General features: G+C 70.1%; 18 protein-coding genes. 9 read left to right on the forward strand and 9 right to left on the reverse strand.

Annotated elements, in window-relative coordinates; translation table 11 throughout:
• A partial coding sequence (glgP, locus tag K2Z83_RS17070) for an alpha-glucan family phosphorylase (protein WP_220596395.1) occupies positions 1-2,074 on the reverse strand: 2,074 nt, incomplete at its 3' end.
• 330 nt (positions 2,075-2,404) lie between these two features.
• Between glgP and K2Z83_RS17075 the strand changes: the two genes are divergently transcribed.
• The 9 genes from K2Z83_RS17075 (at position 2,405) to K2Z83_RS17115 (ending at position 10,327) form a co-directional block, all read left to right on the forward strand.
• Positions 2,405-2,818 carry a phosphonate C-P lyase system protein PhnG gene (locus K2Z83_RS17075; protein WP_220596396.1) on the forward strand — a complete coding sequence of 138 codons (414 nt, stop codon included), beginning with the start codon at positions 2,405-2,407 and terminating at the stop codon, positions 2,816-2,818.
• Between the two features lies 1 nt (position 2,819).
• Positions 2,820-3,380 carry a phosphonate C-P lyase system protein PhnH gene (locus tag K2Z83_RS17080; protein WP_220596397.1) on the forward strand — a complete coding sequence of 187 codons (561 nt, stop codon included), beginning with the start codon at positions 2,820-2,822 and terminating at the stop codon, positions 3,378-3,380.
• Positions 3,368-4,519: a carbon-phosphorus lyase complex subunit PhnI gene (locus K2Z83_RS17085; RefSeq protein WP_220596398.1), complete on the forward strand. Its 1,152-nt coding sequence runs from the start codon at positions 3,368-3,370 to the stop codon at positions 4,517-4,519. The genes K2Z83_RS17080 and K2Z83_RS17085 overlap by 13 nt, the downstream gene beginning before the upstream one ends.
• Complete coding sequence (locus tag K2Z83_RS17090; protein WP_220596399.1) at positions 4,516-5,469, forward strand: alpha-D-ribose 1-methylphosphonate 5-phosphate C-P-lyase PhnJ; 954 nt, start codon at positions 4,516-4,518, stop codon at positions 5,467-5,469. The genes K2Z83_RS17085 and K2Z83_RS17090 overlap by 4 nt, the downstream gene beginning before the upstream one ends.
• Positions 5,466-6,275: an ATP-binding cassette domain-containing protein gene (locus K2Z83_RS17095; protein WP_220596400.1), complete on the forward strand. Its 810-nt coding sequence runs from the start codon at positions 5,466-5,468 to the stop codon at positions 6,273-6,275. The genes K2Z83_RS17090 and K2Z83_RS17095 overlap by 4 nt, the downstream gene beginning before the upstream one ends.
• Positions 6,276-6,317: 42 nt before the next feature.
• On the forward strand, positions 6,318-7,001 hold the full coding sequence (locus tag K2Z83_RS17100) for a phosphonate C-P lyase system protein PhnL (protein WP_220596401.1): 684 nt from the start codon (positions 6,318-6,320) through the stop codon (positions 6,999-7,001).
• Between the two features lie 56 nt (positions 7,002-7,057).
• The gene (locus K2Z83_RS17105; RefSeq protein ID WP_220596402.1) at positions 7,058-8,224 is read left to right on the forward strand and encodes an alpha-D-ribose 1-methylphosphonate 5-triphosphate diphosphatase; all 1,167 of its coding nucleotides are present in this window, start codon (positions 7,058-7,060) and stop codon (positions 8,222-8,224) included.
• A 9-nt stretch (positions 8,225-8,233) separates the two neighbouring features.
• Positions 8,234-8,881, forward strand: a complete 648-nt coding sequence (locus K2Z83_RS17110) for an acetyltransferase (protein ID WP_220596403.1) — start codon at positions 8,234-8,236, stop codon at positions 8,879-8,881.
• A 462-nt stretch (positions 8,882-9,343) separates the two neighbouring features.
• A complete protein-coding gene (locus K2Z83_RS17115; protein ID WP_220596404.1) occupies positions 9,344-10,327 on the forward strand; it encodes an aldo/keto reductase in 984 nt (327 codons plus the stop codon).
• A gap of 88 nt (positions 10,328-10,415) precedes the next feature.
• Here the strand turns inward: K2Z83_RS17115 and K2Z83_RS17120 are convergent, their stop codons facing one another.
• The 8 genes from K2Z83_RS17120 to K2Z83_RS17155 form a co-directional block, all read right to left on the reverse strand.
• Positions 10,416-10,979, reverse strand: coding sequence for a hypothetical protein (locus K2Z83_RS17120; protein WP_220596405.1), 564 nt, complete (start codon positions 10,977-10,979; stop codon positions 10,416-10,418).
• Between the two features lie 94 nt (positions 10,980-11,073).
• Positions 11,074-12,099 (reverse strand): branched-chain amino acid ABC transporter permease, encoded by a 1,026-nt coding sequence (locus K2Z83_RS17125; RefSeq protein WP_220596406.1) that lies wholly within the window; start codon positions 12,097-12,099, stop codon positions 11,074-11,076.
• A 158-nt stretch (positions 12,100-12,257) separates the two neighbouring features.
• Positions 12,258-13,751, reverse strand: coding sequence for a branched-chain amino acid ABC transporter permease (locus K2Z83_RS17130; RefSeq protein ID WP_220596407.1), 1,494 nt, complete (start codon positions 13,749-13,751; stop codon positions 12,258-12,260).
• Between the two features lie 176 nt (positions 13,752-13,927).
• Positions 13,928-14,626: an ABC transporter ATP-binding protein gene (locus K2Z83_RS17135; RefSeq protein ID WP_220596408.1), complete on the reverse strand. Its 699-nt coding sequence runs from the start codon at positions 14,624-14,626 to the stop codon at positions 13,928-13,930.
• Positions 14,616-15,383 (reverse strand): ABC transporter ATP-binding protein, encoded by a 768-nt coding sequence (locus K2Z83_RS17140; RefSeq protein WP_220596409.1) that lies wholly within the window; start codon positions 15,381-15,383, stop codon positions 14,616-14,618. Before K2Z83_RS17140 ends, K2Z83_RS17135 begins: the two co-directional genes overlap by 11 nt.
• Positions 15,384-15,475: 92 nt before the next feature.
• On the reverse strand, positions 15,476-16,867 hold the full coding sequence (locus K2Z83_RS17145) for a substrate-binding domain-containing protein (RefSeq protein WP_220596410.1): 1,392 nt from the start codon (positions 16,865-16,867) through the stop codon (positions 15,476-15,478).
• A gap of 181 nt (positions 16,868-17,048) precedes the next feature.
• Positions 17,049-18,116: an alpha/beta fold hydrolase gene (locus K2Z83_RS17150; RefSeq protein ID WP_220596411.1), complete on the reverse strand. Its 1,068-nt coding sequence runs from the start codon at positions 18,114-18,116 to the stop codon at positions 17,049-17,051.
• Between the two features lie 92 nt (positions 18,117-18,208).
• A partial coding sequence (locus tag K2Z83_RS17155; protein ID WP_220596412.1) for an AMP-binding protein occupies positions 18,209-19,260 on the reverse strand: 1,052 nt, incomplete at its 5' end.

Here is a 19,260-nt window from a genome sequence, read left to right on the forward strand (position 1 = left end):
AGCTGAACTGCGGGGCGCAGGTGGCGATCGCCTCCTTGCAGGTCTGCACCCAGGCCGTGGGCACGCCCGCCTCGGTGCGGCCGTCGTAGAAGCGCGGGATGATCTCGTTCTCCAGGATCTGGTAGAGCGACTGGGAGTCCATCCAGTCCTGCTCGTCGAGGTTGTCGTACTCGCGCTCCTCGCCGATCGCCCAGCCGTTCTTGCCGTTGAAGGCCTCGGGCCACCAGCCGTCGAGGATCGAGCAGTTGGGCGCGCCGTTGAGGCTGGCCTTCATGCCGCTGGTGCCGCTGGCCTCGTGGGGCCGGCGCGGGTTGTTCAGCCACACATCCACACCCTGGGTGAGGGCGCGGCCCACCGCCATGTCATACTCCTCCAGGAAGATGATCCGCCCGGACAGGCCGGGCTGCTGGGCCAGCTGGTAGACGTGCTGGATGAAGTGCTTGCCCGGGTCGTCCTTGGGGTGGGCCTTGCCGGCGAAGATGATCTGCATCGGCCGGTCGGGCCGGTTCAGCAAGTACTTCAGGCGCTCGATATCCTTGAAGACCAGGGTGGCCCGCTTGTAGGTGGCGAAGCGGCGGGCGAAGCCGATCGTCAGGATGCCCTCCTCAAGCACCGGCCAGACCGGCGCCGGCATGCCGAGGTGGCGGTAGTGCTGGACGAGCCGCTGCCGCGCGAACGCGATCAGATCCTTCTTGAGGCCCTGGCGGGTGTTCCAGAGCACCTCGTCGGGGATCTGGTAGACCTTCTTCCAGACCTTCGGGTCGTCCAGGTTGTCCTCCCAGGTCTTCCCCAGGTAGGAGGTGAAGAGCTGGCGGATGCTCGGGGCGAGCCATGAGGCCGTGTGGACGCCGTTGGTGATCGCGCCGATCGGCACCTCGTCCTGGATCTTGCCGGGGTAGAGCCACTGCCACATGCCGCGGGCCACGTGGCCGTGGAGCTGGCTCACGCCGTTGTGGTAGTCCGAGAGGCGCAGGGCCAGCGCGGTCATCGCGAAGGTCGGCCCCCACTGCTGCTCCTGCTGGGCGATCGCCATGAACTCGTCGCGGGTCAGGTTGAGCTGGGGCCAGTAGTTCCAGAAGAACTTCTCGATCATCGGCAGGGGGAAGGCGTCGTTCCCGGCGGGCACGGGCGTGTGCGTGGTGAAGACACAGTGCTGCTTCACCTCGGCCATGGCATCCTCGAAGCTCATGCCCTCGGCCACCAGCTCGCGGCAGAGCTCCAGCACCAGGAAGGCCGAGTGGCCCTCATTCATGTGCCAGACGCTGGGCTTATAGCCGAGGCGGCGCAGGGCGCGCACGCCGCCGACGCCAAGCACCAGCTCCTGCGACACGCGCATCTCCTGGTCGCCGCCGTAGAGCCGCGCCGAGAGCTCGCGGTCCTGCGGGCTGTTTGGGTGGATGTCAGTGTCCATCAGCAGCAGCGAGACCCGGCCGACCGCGAACGTGTAGACCTTGGCGTAGATCGTGCGGCCGGGCAGCTCGACCTCGATCACCACCTCCTTGCCCTCGGGGTCGAGGGCGGGGATGGCCGGCACATCGGCGAAGTTGAGCTTGTTATACTCGGCGAACTGCCAGCCGCTCTGGTCAAGGCGCTGGCGGAAGTAGCCCTGGGGGTAGATGAAGCCGACGGCCACGAAGGGCAGGCCCATGTCGCTGGCCTCCTTCACGTGGTCGCCCGAGAGGATGCCGAGGCCGCCGGAGTAGATCGGCAGGGACTCGTGGATGCCGAACTCGGCGCTGAAGTAGGCGATCTGGGTGTCCTTGGCGTCGGGGTAGTGCTTGCGGAACCAGGTCTTCCTCAGGCCCATGTAGGAGTCGAAGCTCTTGAGCACCGCGTCGAACTTCTGCAGGTAGGCCGGGCTGACGGCGGACTCCTCCAGCTTGCGCTGGCGCACGTCGCGCAGGAAGTCGACGGGGTTGTGGTAGACCAGCTCCCACAGGTCGGGGTCGATCTCGCGGTAGAGGTCCTGGGCCTCGGGGTGCCACGCCCACCAGAGGTTGTAGGCCAGATCGCGCAGCCGCGTGATGCGATCAGGGATAGGCGTGAACAGGATCTCGCTCTCCAGCCGAACCATGTACGCTCCTCATTCTTCAGTGCGGCGCGGGCCGTGCCGCATATCTGCCCGCTGCTCCGCCCGGCGAGGCTCCTCAGGAGCGCCCTTGCCCCGCTAGCCAGGCGACTAGCCGCCATTGTACGCGCTGAGGGCGTATCTGTCTATATCGTTGCGGGGTAAACCATCGGCCGGCGGCCCGACCCGCACGGATCTTCACGCCGCCTTAACCCCGCCTTAGCCTCACCACCACCGCCCCTTAGCCTGCCGACATCAGCGGGTTAACCTGCCTCGGGCAGTATAGGCAGAATGTGTCCGCCCTTGTCTAAGCGGCGATGAGTATATAATCCCCTGATGGATCAACATACGCTACTCTCCACCCTGGCCCGCGCCGACTCCGGCGCGGTGAAGGCGTTTGTCGAGGACCTCATCCCGGCGCTGGAGCCGATCACGGTGCGGGAGAACCGCACCGGCCTGGCCATGCTGCCGATGGAGGAGACGGTGCGCGACGAGGCGTTCTACCTGGGCGAGGTGCTGATCGCCGAGGCGCGGGTGCGGGCCGGCGGGGCCGAGGGCTACGCGGCCTGCATGGGCCGCGACCTGGAGCTGGCCCTGGCGATCGCCCTGCTCGACGCGGCCAACGCCGGCGGGGTCGAGCTGGGGCGCGTCGAGGCGTTTGTGGAGGCGCAGGCCGCCGCCCTGGCCGCCGAGGACGAGGCCCTCGGCCAGCAGGTGGAGCGCACCCGCGTCGAGCTGGAGACATTCTAATATGGCCGCACCGATGATGAGCCCGGCCGACGCCCGCCAGCACGCCGCCTTCACGGCGCTGATGTGGGCGCTGAGCTACCCCGGCCGCCCCGCGCGCCTGCCCGCCGCCGGGCCGGACGCCCTCGGCCTGATCGGCGAGACCCTGGTCGACCTGGAGACCGGCTTCTTCACGCCCGACGCCGCCCTGGCCGCCCGGCTGGCCCGCACCGGCGGGCGCGGCCTGCCCGCCGCCGCCGCGCCCTACCAGTTCTACCCGCGCCTCGGCCCCGCCGAGCTGGAGCTGCTCGCCGCCGCCCCGGTGGGCAGCCACGCCGCGCCCGACCTCGGCGCGACGGTGGTGGTCGGCTGCGCCATCGGCCAGGGCGCGCGCCTGCGCCTGAGCGGCCCCGGCATCGCCGGCTCCTGCGAGGTGCTGGTCGGCGGCCTGCCCGACGAGCTGTGGGAGCTGCGCGCCGCGACCGTCCGCGCGCCGCTGGGATGGGACCTGTTCCTGGTGGCCGGCGAGCTGGTGCTCGGCGTGCCGCGCACCACCGCCGTGGAGGTGCTGCCATGGCCTATGTAGCGGCCCGCGGCGGCGAGCGGGCGATCGCGGCCTCCGAGGAGCTGCACGGCCGGCTGAGCGGCCCGCTGAGCGGCGAGCTGGTGCGCGCCATCGAGCGCCAGCTGCCCTACCTGGTGGACCGAGTCATGGGCGAGGGATCGCTCTACGCGCCCGAGCTGGCCGCCCTGGCCCTGGCCCAGACCGGCGGCGACCTCTACGAGGCGGTGCTGCTGCTGCGGGCCTACCGCAGCACCCAGCCGCGCATCGCCTACGCCCAGCCCGTGCGCCAGGGCGAGCTGCGCACCGTGCGCCGCATCTCCGCCGCCTTCAAGGACATCCCCGGCGGCCAGATCCTCGGCCCCAGCCTGGACTACAGCCACCGCCTGCTCAAGCTCGGCGTCCTCGACGGTCAGAATGTTGAATTAGGAATGTTGAATGTTGAATTGCCCTCCGAGCAGGAGACGAGCAGCGCAGACGAACATTCAGCATTCAACATTCAACATTCAACATTACCGGCGGTGGCCGACTGGCAGCGCGCCGAGGGGCTGCTGGAGCCGCTGCCTGCGGGCGAGCCGGCCGACCCGGCGGGGCTGCCGGACGTGACCCGCGAGCCGATCAGCTTCCCCGCGCCGCGCGCCCACCGGCTGCAGTCGCTGGCCCGCGCCGACACCGGCGGGGTGCTGGCCCTCGGCTACGCCAGCATGCGCGGCTACGGCATGAGCCACCCCACGGTGAACGAGCTGCGCCTGGGCTACGCCGAGCTGACGCTGCGCCACCCGGTCACGGGCGTCGCCTTCAGCGCCGGGCGCGTGCGGGTCAGCCAGGCCGAGGTGGTGGACACCGGCGCCGGCAAGCCCGGCGAGTCGCCGCTGCGCCTGGGCTTCACCGCGACGATCGGCTGGAATGAGGTCAAGACGATCGCCGGGGCCATGCTCGACCTGGAGATGAGCGCGCCCGACCCGCACCCGGCCCACCGCGAGGAGTTTGTGCTCTACCACACCGAGCCGGTCGAGTCCTCGGGCTTCTGCATCCACTACAAGCTGCCGCACTATGTGACCTTCGGCAGCGCGCTGGATAACCTGCGCAAGGCCGCCGGGGAGGGTCGTAGGGAGGGTGAAACCCTCCCTGAAGCCACCCCCTCGGCCGGGGAGGCGAAATGACCCTCGCAGAGCTGACCCACCCGCGCCAGGACTACAGCTACGGCTTCCTGGACGCCTTCGCCCGCCGCGAGCTGCGCCGGCGCATCCTGAAGGCGATCGCCATCCCGGGCTACCAGGTGCCCTACGCCAGCCGCGAGCTGCCGATCGCCCGCGGCTGGGGCACCGGCGGCCTGCAGGCCACGCTCAGCGTGGCCGGCCCGCAGGATGTGGTGAAGGTGATCGACCAGGGCGCCGACGACTCGGTGAACGCGGCCAACCTGCGCCGCTTCATCGCCCGCATGACCGGGGTCGAGACGACGACCGACACCGCCAGGGCGACGATCATCCAGAGCCGCCACCGGGTGCCCGAGGAGCGCCTGGCCGAGGGCCAGCTGCTGGTGCTCCAGGTGCCCGACCCGGAGCCGCTGCGCGCGGTGCAGCCCGACAGCTCGCAGGCCCGCGAGATGCACGCCGACGCCGACTACGCCCAGATGTGGCTGAGCCTCTACGAGCAGCTGGTGCGCTTCGGCCGCTTTATGCAGGGCGCCAGCTACCCCGTCATCGTCAACCGGCGCTACCTGATGAGCCCCAGCCCCATCCCGCGCTGGGACACGCCGGCCCTGCACCAGTCGGCCCACCTGACCATCCTCTCGGCGGGGCGCGAGAAGCGGCTCTACGCGGTGCCGCCCTACACCGACGTGCGCCCGATCGAGTTCGACGATGTCTTCTTCCAGGTCGAGGACCAGGCCGGCCGGGTCTGCATGATCACGGGGGCCGCCCAGAAGTTTATGGACGAGCTGCCCCAGCCCGGCGGCGGATCGCGCTTCCGCATCTCCGACACCGGCTATGTGGAGAAGCTGCTCGCGGCGGCGCGCGGCGAGCCGACTGCGATCGGCCCGACCTACTACGATGACCAGGGCCGCTTCTGGATGCCGGGGGTGATCCGGGGGCGGGGGGATGGCGATTCATGACATTGGAACCACGAACATTCGACCCGCCGCGCCTGAGCGACGGCCGCCCGCTGCTGACGGCGCGCGAGCTGCGCAAGACCTACGGGCGGGTGACGGCGGTTGAGGGGGTGAGCCTGGAGGTCTACCCCGGCGAGACGCTGGGCATCGTGGGCGAGTCGGGCTCGGGCAAGAGCACGGTGCTGCGCCTGCTGAACCTGGAGGAGCCGGCCGACGCCGGCGACTACCGGCTGGACCTGGCGGCCTACGCGGGCGAGAACCTGCTGGGGCTGGACCGCTACCGGCGGCGCGAGCTGCGGGTGAGCCAGATCGGCATCGTCTACCAGCAGCCGCACATGGGCCTGCGCATGGGGGCGAGCAGCGGCGGCAACGTGGCCGAGCGGCTGATCATGGCCGGCGAGCGCCGCTTCGCCAGCCTGCGCGCGGCGGCCCGCGATTCGCTGGCCGCCTCAGAGTTCCCGCTGGACAGGCTGGACGACCCGCCCAGGGTGCTCTCGGGCGGCATGCAGCAGCGCGTCCAGCTGGCCAAGGCGATCGCCATGCGCCCGGCCCTGCTCCTGCTCGACGAGCCGACCACCGGCCTCGATGTCTCGGTCCAGGCCCTGGTGCTCGACACCCTGCTGCGCCTGCGCCGCGAGCGGCGCATCGCCACCATCGTCGTCTCGCACGACCTGGGCGTCATCCGCACGCTGGCCGACCGGGTGATGGTGATGCGCGGCGGCCACGTGGTGGAGCACGGCCTGGCCGACCAGGTGCTCGATGACCCGCAGCACCCCTACACGCAGCAGCTGGTACACGCGAAATTGTAGAACCTGTAGGGACGCAGCGCGCTGCGTCCCTACGCCACACACATGAACCTCCTCACCGTCCACGACCTCTCAAAGACCTTCACCATCCACGCGATCGGCCGCGCGGTGCCCGCCTTCACCAACGTCTCCTTCCAGCTGCGGCCGGGCGAGCTGCTGGTGGCGCGCGGGCAGAACGGCGTGGGCAAGTCGTCGCTGCTGCGCTGCCTCTACCGCACCTACCTGCCGAGCGCGGGCCACGCGATCTACCGCTCGGCCCACGGCGAGGTGGACCTGGCCCGCGCCGCCGAGGTGGACATCGCGCTGCTCAGGAAGACCGAGATCGGCTACGTCTCACAGTTCCTGCGCCCGCGCCCGCGGGTGAGCGCGATCGAGCTGGTGATGGAGCCGCTGCTGGCCGCCGGGGCGGATTCCGGCGAGGCCCGCGCGCGGGCGGGCGACTGGCTGGGCCGGCTCGGGCTGAAGGAGTCGATCTGGCCGGCCTACCCGAGCACCTTCTCGGGCGGCGAGCAGCAGAAGATCAACCTGGCCCGCGCCCTGATCGCCCCGCGCCGCCTGCTGCTGCTCGACGAGCCGAACGCCGCGCTCGACCCGGTCGCCCGCGCGGCCCTGCGCGAGCGGCTGGCCGCCCTCAAGGCCGAGGGCGTGGCGATGATCGGGGTCTTCCACCATATCGAGGATGTACACGACCTGGTGGATAATGAGGTGGTGCTGAATGCGGTGGGATGATCCGCGCGGGCGCGGGCGCGGGCACCCACGTTGGGGTGCCCCTATGAGGGGATGATATGCTGATAACGAATCTCCGGGTTGTGCTGGCGGATGCGGTGATCGAGGGCGGCGCGCTGCTGCTGGAGGGGGGCCGGATCGCCGGGGTGTATGCGGGCGATGCGCCCAGGCACACGGGCCGCAGGGTGAACGGGGTTGGGCTGACGGCCATCCCCGGCATCATCGACCTGCACGGCGATATGCTGGAGCGCGAGATCGAGCCGCGCCCCGGCTCCTTCTTCCCCGTCGATATGGCCGTCCACGAGCTCGACAAGCGCCTGGCCGCAGCCGGCGTCACCACGGCCTACGCGGCGCTCTCGTTCTGGGATGTCGACCGGCCCGAGAGCGTGCGCGGCGAGGCGATGGTGCAGCAGGTGGTGCGCGAGCTGGGCCGCATGCGCCCCGATCTGCTCACCGACCTGCGCATCCACGCCCGCTTCGAGGTCTCCACGCCCACGGTGGCCCCGCTGCTGGCCGAGCTGATCGAGGCCGGCCAGATCCAGATGCTCTCGCTGATGGACCACACGCCCGGCCAGGGCCAGTACCGCAACATCGAGCAGTACATCAGCTTTATGGCCAAGTGGCGGCGGGTGGACCCCGGCCATATCGAGGAGGAGCTGCGCGAGCGCCTGGCGAAGGCCGGCGACCTGATGGGGCGCTGGGGGATCGCCCGCGACATCGCGGCCCTGGCGCGCGACATGGGCCTGCCGATCGCCTCGCACGACGACGACACCCTGGAGAAGGTCGATCTGGTGTCCAGCCTGGGCGCCACGATCAGCGAGTTCCCGGTGACGCTGGAGGCGGCCCAGGAGGCCCGCCGCCGCGACATGCACGTGATCATGGGCGGGCCGAACGCCCTGCGCGGCGGCTCGCACTCGGGCAACATCAGCGCCCGCGAGGCGATCGACGCCGGCGTGGTGGACGCCCTGGCCGCCGACTACCACCCGGCCACCCTGGTGCAGGCGGCCTTCGGCCTGGCCGCCTCCGGCGCGCTGGGCCTGCCCGCCGCTGTGGCCCTGGTCAGCGCCGGCCCGGCCGCCGCCCTCGGCCTGGACGACCGCGGCCGGATCGCCGAGGGGCTCAGCGCCGACCTGGCCCTGGTCGAGGACGGCCCGCGCCCCAGGGTGCGCGCGGCCATCCGCGCCGGCGTGCCGATCTACTGGGACGCCGCCATGGCGGGAAGGTAGGTGACTCATATGCGCCAGATCGACCTCTTCCCCGACATCCTGCGCATGGGCGCGAAGACGCCGCTCGGCCCCGAGCCGACCATCCACCCCACGGCGATCCTGGTGGACTGCCGGGTGGGCGGCTGGACGGAGATCGGCCCAGACACGCACATGGCCGAGAGCGACTTCGGCGACTACAGCTACTGCGCCGGCGATAACCAGATCGTCTACGCGACCGTCGGCAAGTTCTGCTCGATCGCCTCGCACGTGCGGATCAACCCCGGCAACCACCCGATGGGCCGCGTCACCCAGCACCACATGACCTACCGGCGCAGCCAGTACGGCTTCGGCCCCGACGACGAGGGCTTCTTCGAGTGGCGGCGATCCCACCGCTGCGAGATCGGCCACGATGTCTGGGTCGGCCACGGGGCGATCATCATGCCGGGGGTGAGCGTCGGCAGCGGCGCGGTGGTCGGCTCCGGCGCGGTGGTGACGCACGATGTGCCGCCCTACACCATCGCCGTGGGCGTGCCGGCCCGCCCGCTGCGCCCGCGCTTCGATGCGGATGTTGTCGCGGCCCTGCTGCGGATCGCCTGGTGGGACTGGGACCGGGCCACGCTGGAGGCGCGCTTCGCCGACCTGCTCGATATCGAGGGGTTTGTCAGGAAGTACGGGTAGGGGCGCGCCCGCCGCACCCGCGCCGGCCGGTGAAGAGCGGGTTGGGGGTGAGCTGGCGCTGCCTCGGCATCCCCGCGTTGCGCTACGCGCCCTCGTCGTCTAGCAGATCCTCGACCGCCTGCCCCATGCCCCGCAGATGCGCCTTGATGCGCCGGATCTCCCCGCGGGCATAGCCGATTCGCATGGTCGAGACTCCTCCGCTTGCCGTCGCCGGGCATGAATCCCATCAAACCCATCTGCGCTGCCTCCGGCTGATACGTAGATATCATAGGCCAGTTCTATAGTAAGCTACGATGGCCGAGCGGGTTCCGATTAGGGAAGTGGAAATTTTTGTTAGCGCGAATAAGTCCTGGGTCAAGCCCCACCGGCACGGCAGCGGGAAAGCGCGTAGGCTCAGCCTCTGCTATACTCTCGTGGCAACCCCGACGAGCTCCGAGGGGATACGAGCAGAGGAGAACCATAGTGGAGTACCGCGAGCTTGGGCGCACAGGGTTGGCCGTGTCGAGCATCAGCTTCGGGGCCTGGGCGATCGGCGGCAGTTGGGGCGACGTGAGCGAGTCCGATGCGATGGCCGCGCTGCACCGGGCCCTCGATCTGGGCATCAACTTCATCGATACCGCCGACGTGTATGGCGACGGGCGCAGCGAGCGCATGATCGCCCGGCTGCGCCGCGAGCGCAGCGAGCCGTTCTTCGTCGCGACAAAGGCCGGTCGCCGGCTTGACCCCCATGTGGCATCTGGCTACACCAAGGCCAACCTGAGCACATTTGTCGAGCGCAGCCTGAAGAACCTCGAGGTCGAGGCGCTCGACCTCCTGCAGCTCCATTGCCCGCCCTCCGAGGTCTACGATAACGACGAGGTCTACGGGGCGCTCGACGACCTGGTGACCGAGGGCAAGCTCCGCTTCTACGGCGTGAGCGTGGAGCGGGTCGATGAGGCGCTGCGGGCCATCCAGCGCCCCAATGTGCAGAGCGTGCAGATCATCTTCAACGCCTTCAGGCGCAAGCCGGCCGACGAGCTGTTCCCCGCAGCCCGCGCGCGCAAGGTGGGTATCATCGCGCGCGTGCCGCTTGCCAGCGGCCTGCTGACCGGCAAGCTGCGCCTGGATAGCCGGTTCGCCGCCGACGACCACCGCAGCTTTAACCGCCACGGCGAGGCATTCGACCGCGGTGAGACCTTCTCGGGGGTGGACTACGAGGCGGGTCTGCAGGCGGTGGAGGAGCTGCGCCCGCTGGTGTCGCCCGGCGCGACCTTGGCCCAGCTGGCGCTGCGCTGGATCACGATGTTCGACGCGGTCACCTGCGCCATCCCTGGCGGCAAGAACCCCGCCCAGGTCGAGCAGAATGCGGCCGCCGCCGCGCTGCCGCCGCTCGACGTCGACACCATGGCCGCCGTCGAGGACGTGTACAACCGCCGCATCCGACCGCTGGTTCACCATTTGTGGTAGGGCCGGTGAGCGCCGCACGGCGAAGGGTCCCGGCCGGGACCCTTCGCTTCGCCGCAGGCGGGACTCATAGATCACATCTATAGTGTCCCTACGCGGTGATATCCCACTCTCCGTGGCAGGCCCAGCCGCCGTCGGACAGCCGCTCGTAGAGCCGCAGCTCCCAGGACACCGGCGCGCTGACATCCACCATGCTCGCGGCCATATCGGCCAGGGCCGGGCCGTCCTCGGGGCGAAAGCCGTAGGCCAGGCTGAGGTGCAGCCAGCTCTTCAGGCGCAGATCGTCGCGGCGCGAGGGCGATTCCACCGTGGCGGCGAAGTCGGCGGCGAGCGCCTCCAGCCAGGGCGAGTCGATCAGCAGGCCGTGGAAGGTGTCGAGGAAGGCCAGCTCGCGGATCGTGACCGGCGTCGCGGGCCGGGCGGCCACGGCCCGCTCGCGGGCGGCCCCCAGAGCGGCGAGGTAGCGCGGGATCGACTCGGCGTCATCGTGGAAGAAGCCGGTGAGCGTGATGTGGGGCGGGTAGGCGTGGGCGCTGTTCGGGCCGAATCGCGCCCGGCTGGCCGCGTAGAAGGACGCGACCTGCGCGGCCAGCGGGCCGGCGGGGCAGGCGTAGACGATCAGCTCGCTGGGCGAGCTCGCGGGCGCAACGCCCATAGGCGCACCTCCTGCACACTCATAGTTTGCGGTGCAATGGCCAGCTTCGCTGGCCATTGCACCGCAAACTATATCAGGTTTTAGGGCGGCAGCCCTACACCTGTTGGCGGGCCTCGCCGAGCCGGCGCCGCCAGAGCGCCAGCAGCCCGGCGCCGCGCAGCCGCCAGGTGCCCACCAGGCCGTAGGGGAAGAACAGCACGATCAGGATGTAGACCACGCCGAAGATCAGCGGCCAGCGCGGGCCGAAGGCGGCGTTCAGCCAGTAGCCGAGCAGCTGCAGCACGCCCGCGCCCAGCATCGGCCCGACCAGCGAGCCCGCCCCGCCGATGATCGTCATCAGCAGCGCGTTGATCGTCGTGCCCACGCCCAGCATCGCGGTGTTGGCGTTCAGGTTCCAGATCGCGTTCATACCCCCGGCCAGCGCCGCCATCACCCCCGAGATCGTGATCGCGATCAGCTTGTAGACGAAGGTGTTGTAGCCCAGCATGCGCGCCCGCGGCTCGTTCTCGCGGATGGCCACCATCACCGCGCCGGTGGGCGAGCTGACCACCCGACGGGCCAGCAGGTACATGACCAGGGCGAAGCCCAGGGCCACAAAGTAGAAGCGCAGGCGCTGGTCGGTCGGGCTGATCCAGGACGGGATGGGGATGCCCTGCAAGCCGTCCTCGGCCCCCGTCCACTCGCGGAAGTCCGTCGCCTCGGCCAGGATGAAGAACATCTGCGCGAAGGCCAGCGTCACCATGGTCAGGTAGACCCCGCTGACCCGCAGCGAGAGCACGCCGACGATCAGGCTCTGGGCCACGGCCACCACGACGATCATCAGCGCGGCCTGCCAGAGCGGCCAGCCGGCGTGCTTGAGCATCATGCCCAGCACGTAGGAGCCGGTGCCGAAGAACAGGGCGTGGCCAAAGGAGAGGATGCCGGTGTAGCCCATCAGCAGGTCGTAGCTCATGGCGTAGACGGCCAGGATGAAGACCTGGATGAGCATGCCCTGCCAGAACTTGGGCGCGCCCTCGCCCACCGGCTGGCCGGTGATCAGAGCCATGGCGAAGGGGAACAGGCACAGGCCGGCCACCAGGGCGGCGCCGGCCCAGCCGGCGGGGGGGATTTTTCGAATCATCGGTATTATATCCATCATATCCGGCATATCCGGCATACCCGGTGTACCCGGTGTATTCGGCGCACCCGGCGCACCCGGCGCACCCGGTGTAGGGCCGAAGCATTTGGGATTGTCGCGGAATGACAATCCCAAATGCTTCGGCCTACGGTCCCACGCGATCAATCCTTCTTCCCAAACAGCCCGGTGGGCCGGATCAGCAGCACCAGGGCCATGATCAGCACGGTGGAGGCGCGGGCGATCGAGGGCGAGAACTTGACCGCCTCGGCCATGAAGGGCAGCTGGATGCCCGAGAGCACGATCTGGTCGCCGAAGGCGCGGGCCAGGCCGACCAGCAGGGCGCCGGCGGCCGCGCCGCCGTAGCTGCCCATGCCGCCGATCACCACGGCGATGAAGGCCTGGAGCTGGAACTCCTGGCCGATGCCGGGGTTCACCCCGATGAAGGGCGCGGCGGCCACCCCGCCCAGGGCGGCCAGCCCGGCCCCCAGGGCGAAGACCATGGTGAAGACCCGGCGCACGTTGATCCCGAGCGCCTGGACCATCTCGGCGTCCTGGACGCCGGCGCGGATGATCATGCCCAGGCGCGAGCGGCGCAGCAGCACGGCGATCGCGGCGAACATGATCAGGCCGAGCGCGATGATGAAGATCCGGTAGCTCGGGAAGGGCCGGCCGAGCACGTCGATGCTGGCGCAGTGGTCGCCCAGCCAGGCCACCAGGTTAGGCGAGGGGCAGGCCTCGCCGCGCTGGCTGAAGAAGTCCGGCGTGTCCATGTAGTAGCCGGTCGGCCCCCAGACGCCCTTGACCAGCTCGGTGCCGACGAGCACCAGGCCAAGGGTGACGAGCACCTGGTAGATCGGCCGGCTGTAGAGCGGGCGGATGAGGCTCCACTCGATCAGGCCGCCCAGGGCCGCGCCGCTGCCCGCGCCCACCACCAGGGCGATCAGGAAGCGCAGGTTCGAGGAGAGGCCGAGGATGGCCCCCTCGCCGAGGGTGCGGGCCGGGGCGATCAGCAGAGCCAAGGCCAGCAGCCCCGCGCCGAGCACGAGCCCGCGCGGCCCGCGCGACCGCCCGGCGAAGGGCTGGCCGAGGGCCAGGGCGAGTCCGCCGGCGATGCCCGAGGCGGCCAGGGCCAGCAGCCGGCCCACAAACAGCCCGAGGGCCTCCTGGGCCTCGGCGGTGGGCACGTCGCCGCCGGCGCTGATCCCCGTGCTCGCCAGGGGCGCCAGGTCGAAGCCCCAGGAGCCCAGCAGAAGAAGGGCCACGGCCAGCGCCCACAGGCCCCAGCGCGCGGCCTGGCCGCCCGGGATCTTCGGCAGCATCGGCGCGGCCCGCCGGGCCAGGATGGCCCCGCCGGCCAGCGCCAGCAGCAGCGGCAGCGTGTTCAGCAGGATGCGCGGGTTCGCGTAGAGCGTGTAGCCCATGTACGCGCCGACCATAAACAGCAGCCCGTGGGCGAAGTTCAGCACGTCCATCAGCCCAAAGATCAGCGAGAGCCCCGAGGTGACCAGGAAGTACAGCGCGCCCAGGGTCAGCCCCGAGAGCAGGATGCTCGCCGCGACCTTCGGCTCGTACTGGCTGAGCGCCCAGGCCATCGCGGCCACGGCGGCCAGGGAGCCGATGATCAGGGGGCGGTTTTGCTTGAGGAAGTTCGTCATTGTGGGCCTTGTTGGGGCGCAGCAGCGCCGCGCTGCTGCGCCCTTACGGTGGGGCGCTGCTGCGCCCTTACGGTGGCGCGCTGCTGCGCCCTTACGGTGGCGCGCTGCTGCGCCCTTACGGTGGGGCTGGGGCGCAGCAGCGCGGCGCTGCTGCGCCCTTACGGTGGCGGCAGCCGTCAGGCGGCCCCCAGGTACCTGGTGATCAGCGCCTGGTCCCCGGCGAGGTCGGCCATCTTGCCGCTGTGGGCGGTGTGGCCGTCGTCCACGATGTAGTAGCGGTCGGCGAGCTGGGCGGCCATGTGGAAGTTCTGCTCGACCAGCAGCACGGTGATCTGGTCGGAGAGCCGGCGCAGCGAGGCGACGATCTGCTCGACCACGATCGGGGCCAGGCCCTCGCTGGGCTCGTCCACCAGCAGCAGGCGGTTGTCGGGCACCAGGGCGCGGGCGATCGCCAGCATCTGCTGCTGGCCGCCGGAGAGCTTGCCGCCGGGGTGCTTCGCCAGCCGCTTCAGGTCGGGGAACAGCTCGTAGATGAAGTCGATCTTGCCAGCCAGGTCGCCCTTGCGGCGCTCGGCGATGCGCAGGTTCTCCTCGACGCTCAGGTCGCGGAAGATCGCGCGGTGCTCGGGCACGTAGCCGATGCCCAGGGCGGCGATCTCGTAGGCCGGGCGGCCCTGGATCTCCTGGCCGTCGAAGAGCACCCTGCCCGTGCGCGGCGGGTTCAGGCCGATGATCGAGCGCAGGGTGGTGGTCTTCCCAGCCCCGTTGCGGCCCAGCAGCGCGGTGATGCTGCCGGACGGCACCTCCAGGCTGATGCCCTCCAGGATGTGGAACTGGCCGATGAAGGTCTGGATCGACTCGACGCTAAGGAGCATGGCGGTAGGACTCCCCGAGGTAGGCGCTCTGCACGGCGGGGTTGGCGGCGATGTCTGCCGGGCCGCCCTCGGCCAGCACGCGGCCCTGGTGCATCACGGTGATCATGTCCGAGAGGCTCATCACCACGCCCATGTTGTGCTCGACGAGCAGGATGGTCTTGCCGGTGTCGCGGCGGATGCCGCGCAGCACCTCCAGCAGCAGCGGCACCTGCTCGGTGGCCATGCCGGCGGTCGGCTCGTCGAGCAGCAGCAGCTCCGAGTCGGCGGCGAGCAGGATGGCCAGCTCCAGACGGCGCTTGTCGCCGTGGGGCAGGGTCGCGGCCACATCGGCGGCGCGGGCGGCCAGGCCGACCAGGCCGAGGGCGTGGCGGGCGCGCTCCTCGTAGCGGCGGAAGGCGGCGGCCCGCGCCCAGATCTTCAGGCTATCTTTGCCCTGGGCCTGGGCCGCCAGGCGCACGTTCTCCAGCACCGAGAGGCTGGGGAAGACGTTGGTGATCTGGAAGGAGCGGCCGACCCCCAGGTGGGCGATGCGGTGCAGCGGCAGCCGGGTGATGTCGCGACCGCGCAGCAGCACCTGGCCGCTGGTCGGCTTCATGAAGCCGCTCAGCAGGTTGAACAGGGTGGTCTTGCCGGCCCCGTTCGGCCCGATGATCGCGTGGAAGCTGCCGGCGGCCACCGAGATGTCCACGCCGTCCACGGCGCGCAGGCCGCCGAAGTGGCGGGTCAGGCCCACGGCCTGGATGATCGTGTCGGTCACGCGAGTCTCCTGAGGGCTGCCGCCCTAAAACCTTATTTTGTACATAATATATATGCCGCATTGCGCGCCTACGGCGCGCAATGCGGCATATATTATTTACATCTATTCATCTCGGCGGGCACCGCGCAGGGCGGGGCGGTCTCCTCGGGCGTGAAGGCGCTCGCCACCTCGAAGAACTTGAAGTCGGGGTCGGTGGTGTTCAGCAGCTTGACCAGGGTCATCGGCTGGAGCAGCACGTGGTCCTCGGCGCGGATGGTGTAGCTGCCCTTGGGGCCGTCGAAGCTCATGCCCTCCAGCGCCTTGATCATCCCGTCGGCGGCCGGGTCGCCGCCGGTGGCCTCCAGCGCCTTGACCAGCATCACCGCCGCGTTGAAGCCGCTCTCGGTGAACAGGTCGGGCGGGGTGCCGAACTTGGCCTTGTGCTGCTCGACCAGCCAGCTGTTGACCGGGTTGTCGAACAGGCTGTAGTGGTAGACGCTGACGCCCACCGAGCCGACGGCGTCGGCGTAGCCCTTGGCCATGGTCTGGTTGTCGCCGAAGCCGGTGGCGACGGTCATCACGTCGAAGACGCCGAGCTGCTGCATCTGCTGGAACATCGGCACGAAGCCGGTGCCCGACCAGGTGACGATCAGAACCTCGGCGCCCGAGTCGAGCAGCTGGTTGATGTAGGGCGTGAAGTCGGTGGTGTCGGCCGGGGCGAAGACGGTGCCGGCGCCCTTGTCGTCGTCGTTGGTGACAAAGGTGCCGCCCAGGCCCTTGACGGTGGCGTAGAAGGCGGCCGCCGATCCCTGGCCAAAGGCGTTGTCCTGGGCGATCTGGATAAACTTCGTGCCAGTCTTCAGCAGGGCCGCGCCCATGGTCAGGGCGTCCTGGCCGCTGGTGCGCCCGGCGCGGAAGGTGTACTCGTTGAAGTTCGCGCCGGTGAGCGCCGGGGAGGCGGCGGGCGCGCTGATGTAGACGATCTTGTTCTCGGCGGCCACCCCCGAGATGGCCAGGGCCACCGGCGAGCTGGGCACGCCGACCAGGATCGTCGCGCCGTCCTTCTCGATCGCCTCGCGGGCCAGGGAGACGCCCGTCTCCGGGGTGCTTGCGGTGTCCTTGGTGACGACCTGGATGGGGTGGCCGGCGACGGCGTTGGTGCCGCCGGTGGCGTAGTCGAGGCCCAGCGTGAAGCCGCGCTCAAGCATGGGGCCGTAGACGGCGAGCAGGCCCGAGGCGTCGGTCATCATGCCGACGACGATCGGGGCGCCATCGGCGGCGGGGGCATCGGTCGCGGCCGGGGCGGCGGCCTCGGTGGCGACCTCGGTGGCGGCGGGGGCATCGGTCGCGGCCGGGGCGGCGGCCTCAGTGGCCTCGGCGGCCTCGGTCGCGGCGGGCTCGGTGGGGGCGGCGGCGGGCGCGCCGCCGCAGGCGGCCAGGGCCATCATCACGGCCAGGGCCAGGGTCAGGAGCGCCCAGCGGGCGCGGCGTGCGGATCCATTCATCGGTTGGGCTCCTCTATAAGGCGAGGCGTTTGGAACGCGAAGGACGCGAAGGTTGGCGAAAGACGCGAACGCGAAACGGCGCGAAGGGCGCGAAGGGCGCGGAAGACGCGAAGGCGAAGTTGGATTGCAGATTGCAGATTGGGCCCATGATGCGCCCAACCTGCAATCTGCAATCTGCAATCTACAATCCGGCGATCAGCGCGTGGAAGGCCGCGTTGAACTCCTCGGGCTTCTCGATGTAGGGCGTGTGGCCGCACTCGGGCAGCACCAGCTCGGTGAAGCGGCCGCCGGCCTCGGCGTAGCGCTCCAGCACCCGGCGGGTCTGGCCGACCATCGGCTGCGGCGGGAAGGCCTCGTCGCCCGGCCAGCCGGGGATGGCCCCCAGCTTGCCAAGGGTGCCGATCTCGAACAGGCTCATGTCGCCGACGATCTGGTCGTCCGCGCCGCGCACCCAGAGCACCGGCGGCTTGGGGTCGGCGGCGATGATCTTCGCCACACTGTCGCCGATGTACTTGGGCGAGAGCGCATTGTTCGGCCCAAGCAGGCCCGGCCCGACGCCCGGCCAGTTCTCGCTGGCCACCATATCGCCAGGGTGGTTGTCGGGGCGCACCTTGATGCTGAGCAGCCCCGAGAGCAGCTCCTCCTCGCGGGCCGGCTTGAAGGGCGGCTTCCAGTAGTAGGTGTTCATCACCACGCGCGGCGCCGACTGCGGATTCTCCTCGCCCCGGTCGCCCTCGCCCTCGCGGCGGGCGAACTCGGCGCTGACAAGGCCGCCGCCCGAGCCGGCGAAGTCGTCCCAGCTCGGCGTGCCGTCCAGGTCCTTGGTGCCGCCGAATCCGTAGGGCGAGCCGGGGGCGGCCACGGTGACGCTGAGCAGGCGGGCGGGGGCCGCCGCGAGCATGGCCCAGACGATCGAGCCGCCCAGCGAGTGGCCGACGACGTGGAAGCGGTCAACGCCCAGCGCATCCATCAGGCCGAGCAGGTCATCGACCCAGTCATTGCAGCCGCGGGTGGCGTCCACCGGCTTAAACTCGGTGTCGCCATAGCCGCGGTTATCTGAGGCGATAGCGCGGAAGCCTGCGGGCAGGGCCAGCATCGTCTCCTCCCAGAAGGTCGAGCAGGAGTTATTGCCGTGGATGAAGAGCACCGGCGTGCCGTCGGCCGGCCCGCTGGTCAGGGCGTGGATCTGGAGCCGGGGGGTGTCCACCATCTGCGAGCTGATGCCTGGGAGGGTCGGGATACTACTCACCGTTGAGTCCTTTCGTGATCTTGGTTGGGCGCAGCAGCCGCCCTGGGATCTCTACTTCCTCGGCGGTTGTCCGAGGGGCGACTGCTGCGCCCCTACGCGGCCACGTACATACGCACCAGAGATTGTTTATCCACCTTGCCGGCGGCGGTCTTGGGCAGGGTGTCGGCGACGATCACCCGCTTGGGGAGCTTGTAGCGGGCCAGGCGATCTGCGGCGAAGGCCAGCAGGTCGTCGGCGTCGATCAGCGCGTCGGGGCGGGCCACGGCCACCGCCCAGCCGACCTCACCCCAGCGCGGGTCGGGGGCGGCGATCAGGGCCACCTCGGCCACGGCGGGGTGGCCGGCCAGCGCGCTCTCGACCTCGGCCGGGTAGATGTTCTCGCCGCCGGAGATGATCACGTCCTTCAGGCGGCCGACGATCGTGTAGTAGCCCTCCTCGTCGCGCACGGCCAGGTCGCCGGTGTGCAGCCAGCCATCGATAATCGCCCGCGCTGTCTCTGCGGGGCGGCCCCAGTAGCCCGCGCAGACGTGCGGCCCACGGATGAGCAGCTGGCCGACCTGGCCGGGGCCGAGCGACTGGCCAGCGTCGTTCACGATCTTCAGATCGATGTAGAAGAGCGGGAAGCCCACCGCGCCCGGCTTGCGCCGCACGTCGGCGGCGGGCAAGGCGAAGGTGTTCGGCCCGGCCTCGGTCAGGCCGTAGCCGGTCTTGAAGTCGATCCCGCGCGCCCAGAAGGCCTCGAAGACCGGCCGGGGGCAGGGCGCGCCGCCGCTGACCACCAGCTTCAGCCGGGAGAAGTCGGCCCCCGCCCAGCGCGGGTGCTGCTGCATGGCGATGTAGACGGTCGGCACGCTGAAGTAGATCGTCACCCCGGCCCGCTCGATCAGGTGGAAGACCTGATCGACATCGACTCCCCTACAGACGATCGAGCAGCCGCCGATCATGACCAGCGGCGCGGTGAAGACGTTCAGCCCGCCGGTGTGGAAGAGCGGCGAGTTCAGGATGGCCACGTCGTCGGGCGTCAGCCCCCAGCCCGCCACCGTGTTCACCGCGTTGGCCGCGACGTTGCCGTGGGTCAGCACCGCGCCCTTGGGCGTGCCGGTGGTGCCGCCGGTGTAGCAGATCACCCAGGGGTCGTCCCAGC

Source organism: Oscillochloris sp. ZM17-4 (assembly GCF_019599295.1).
In the GTDB taxonomy this organism is placed as follows: domain Bacteria; phylum Chloroflexota; class Chloroflexia; order Chloroflexales; family Chloroflexaceae; genus Oscillochloris.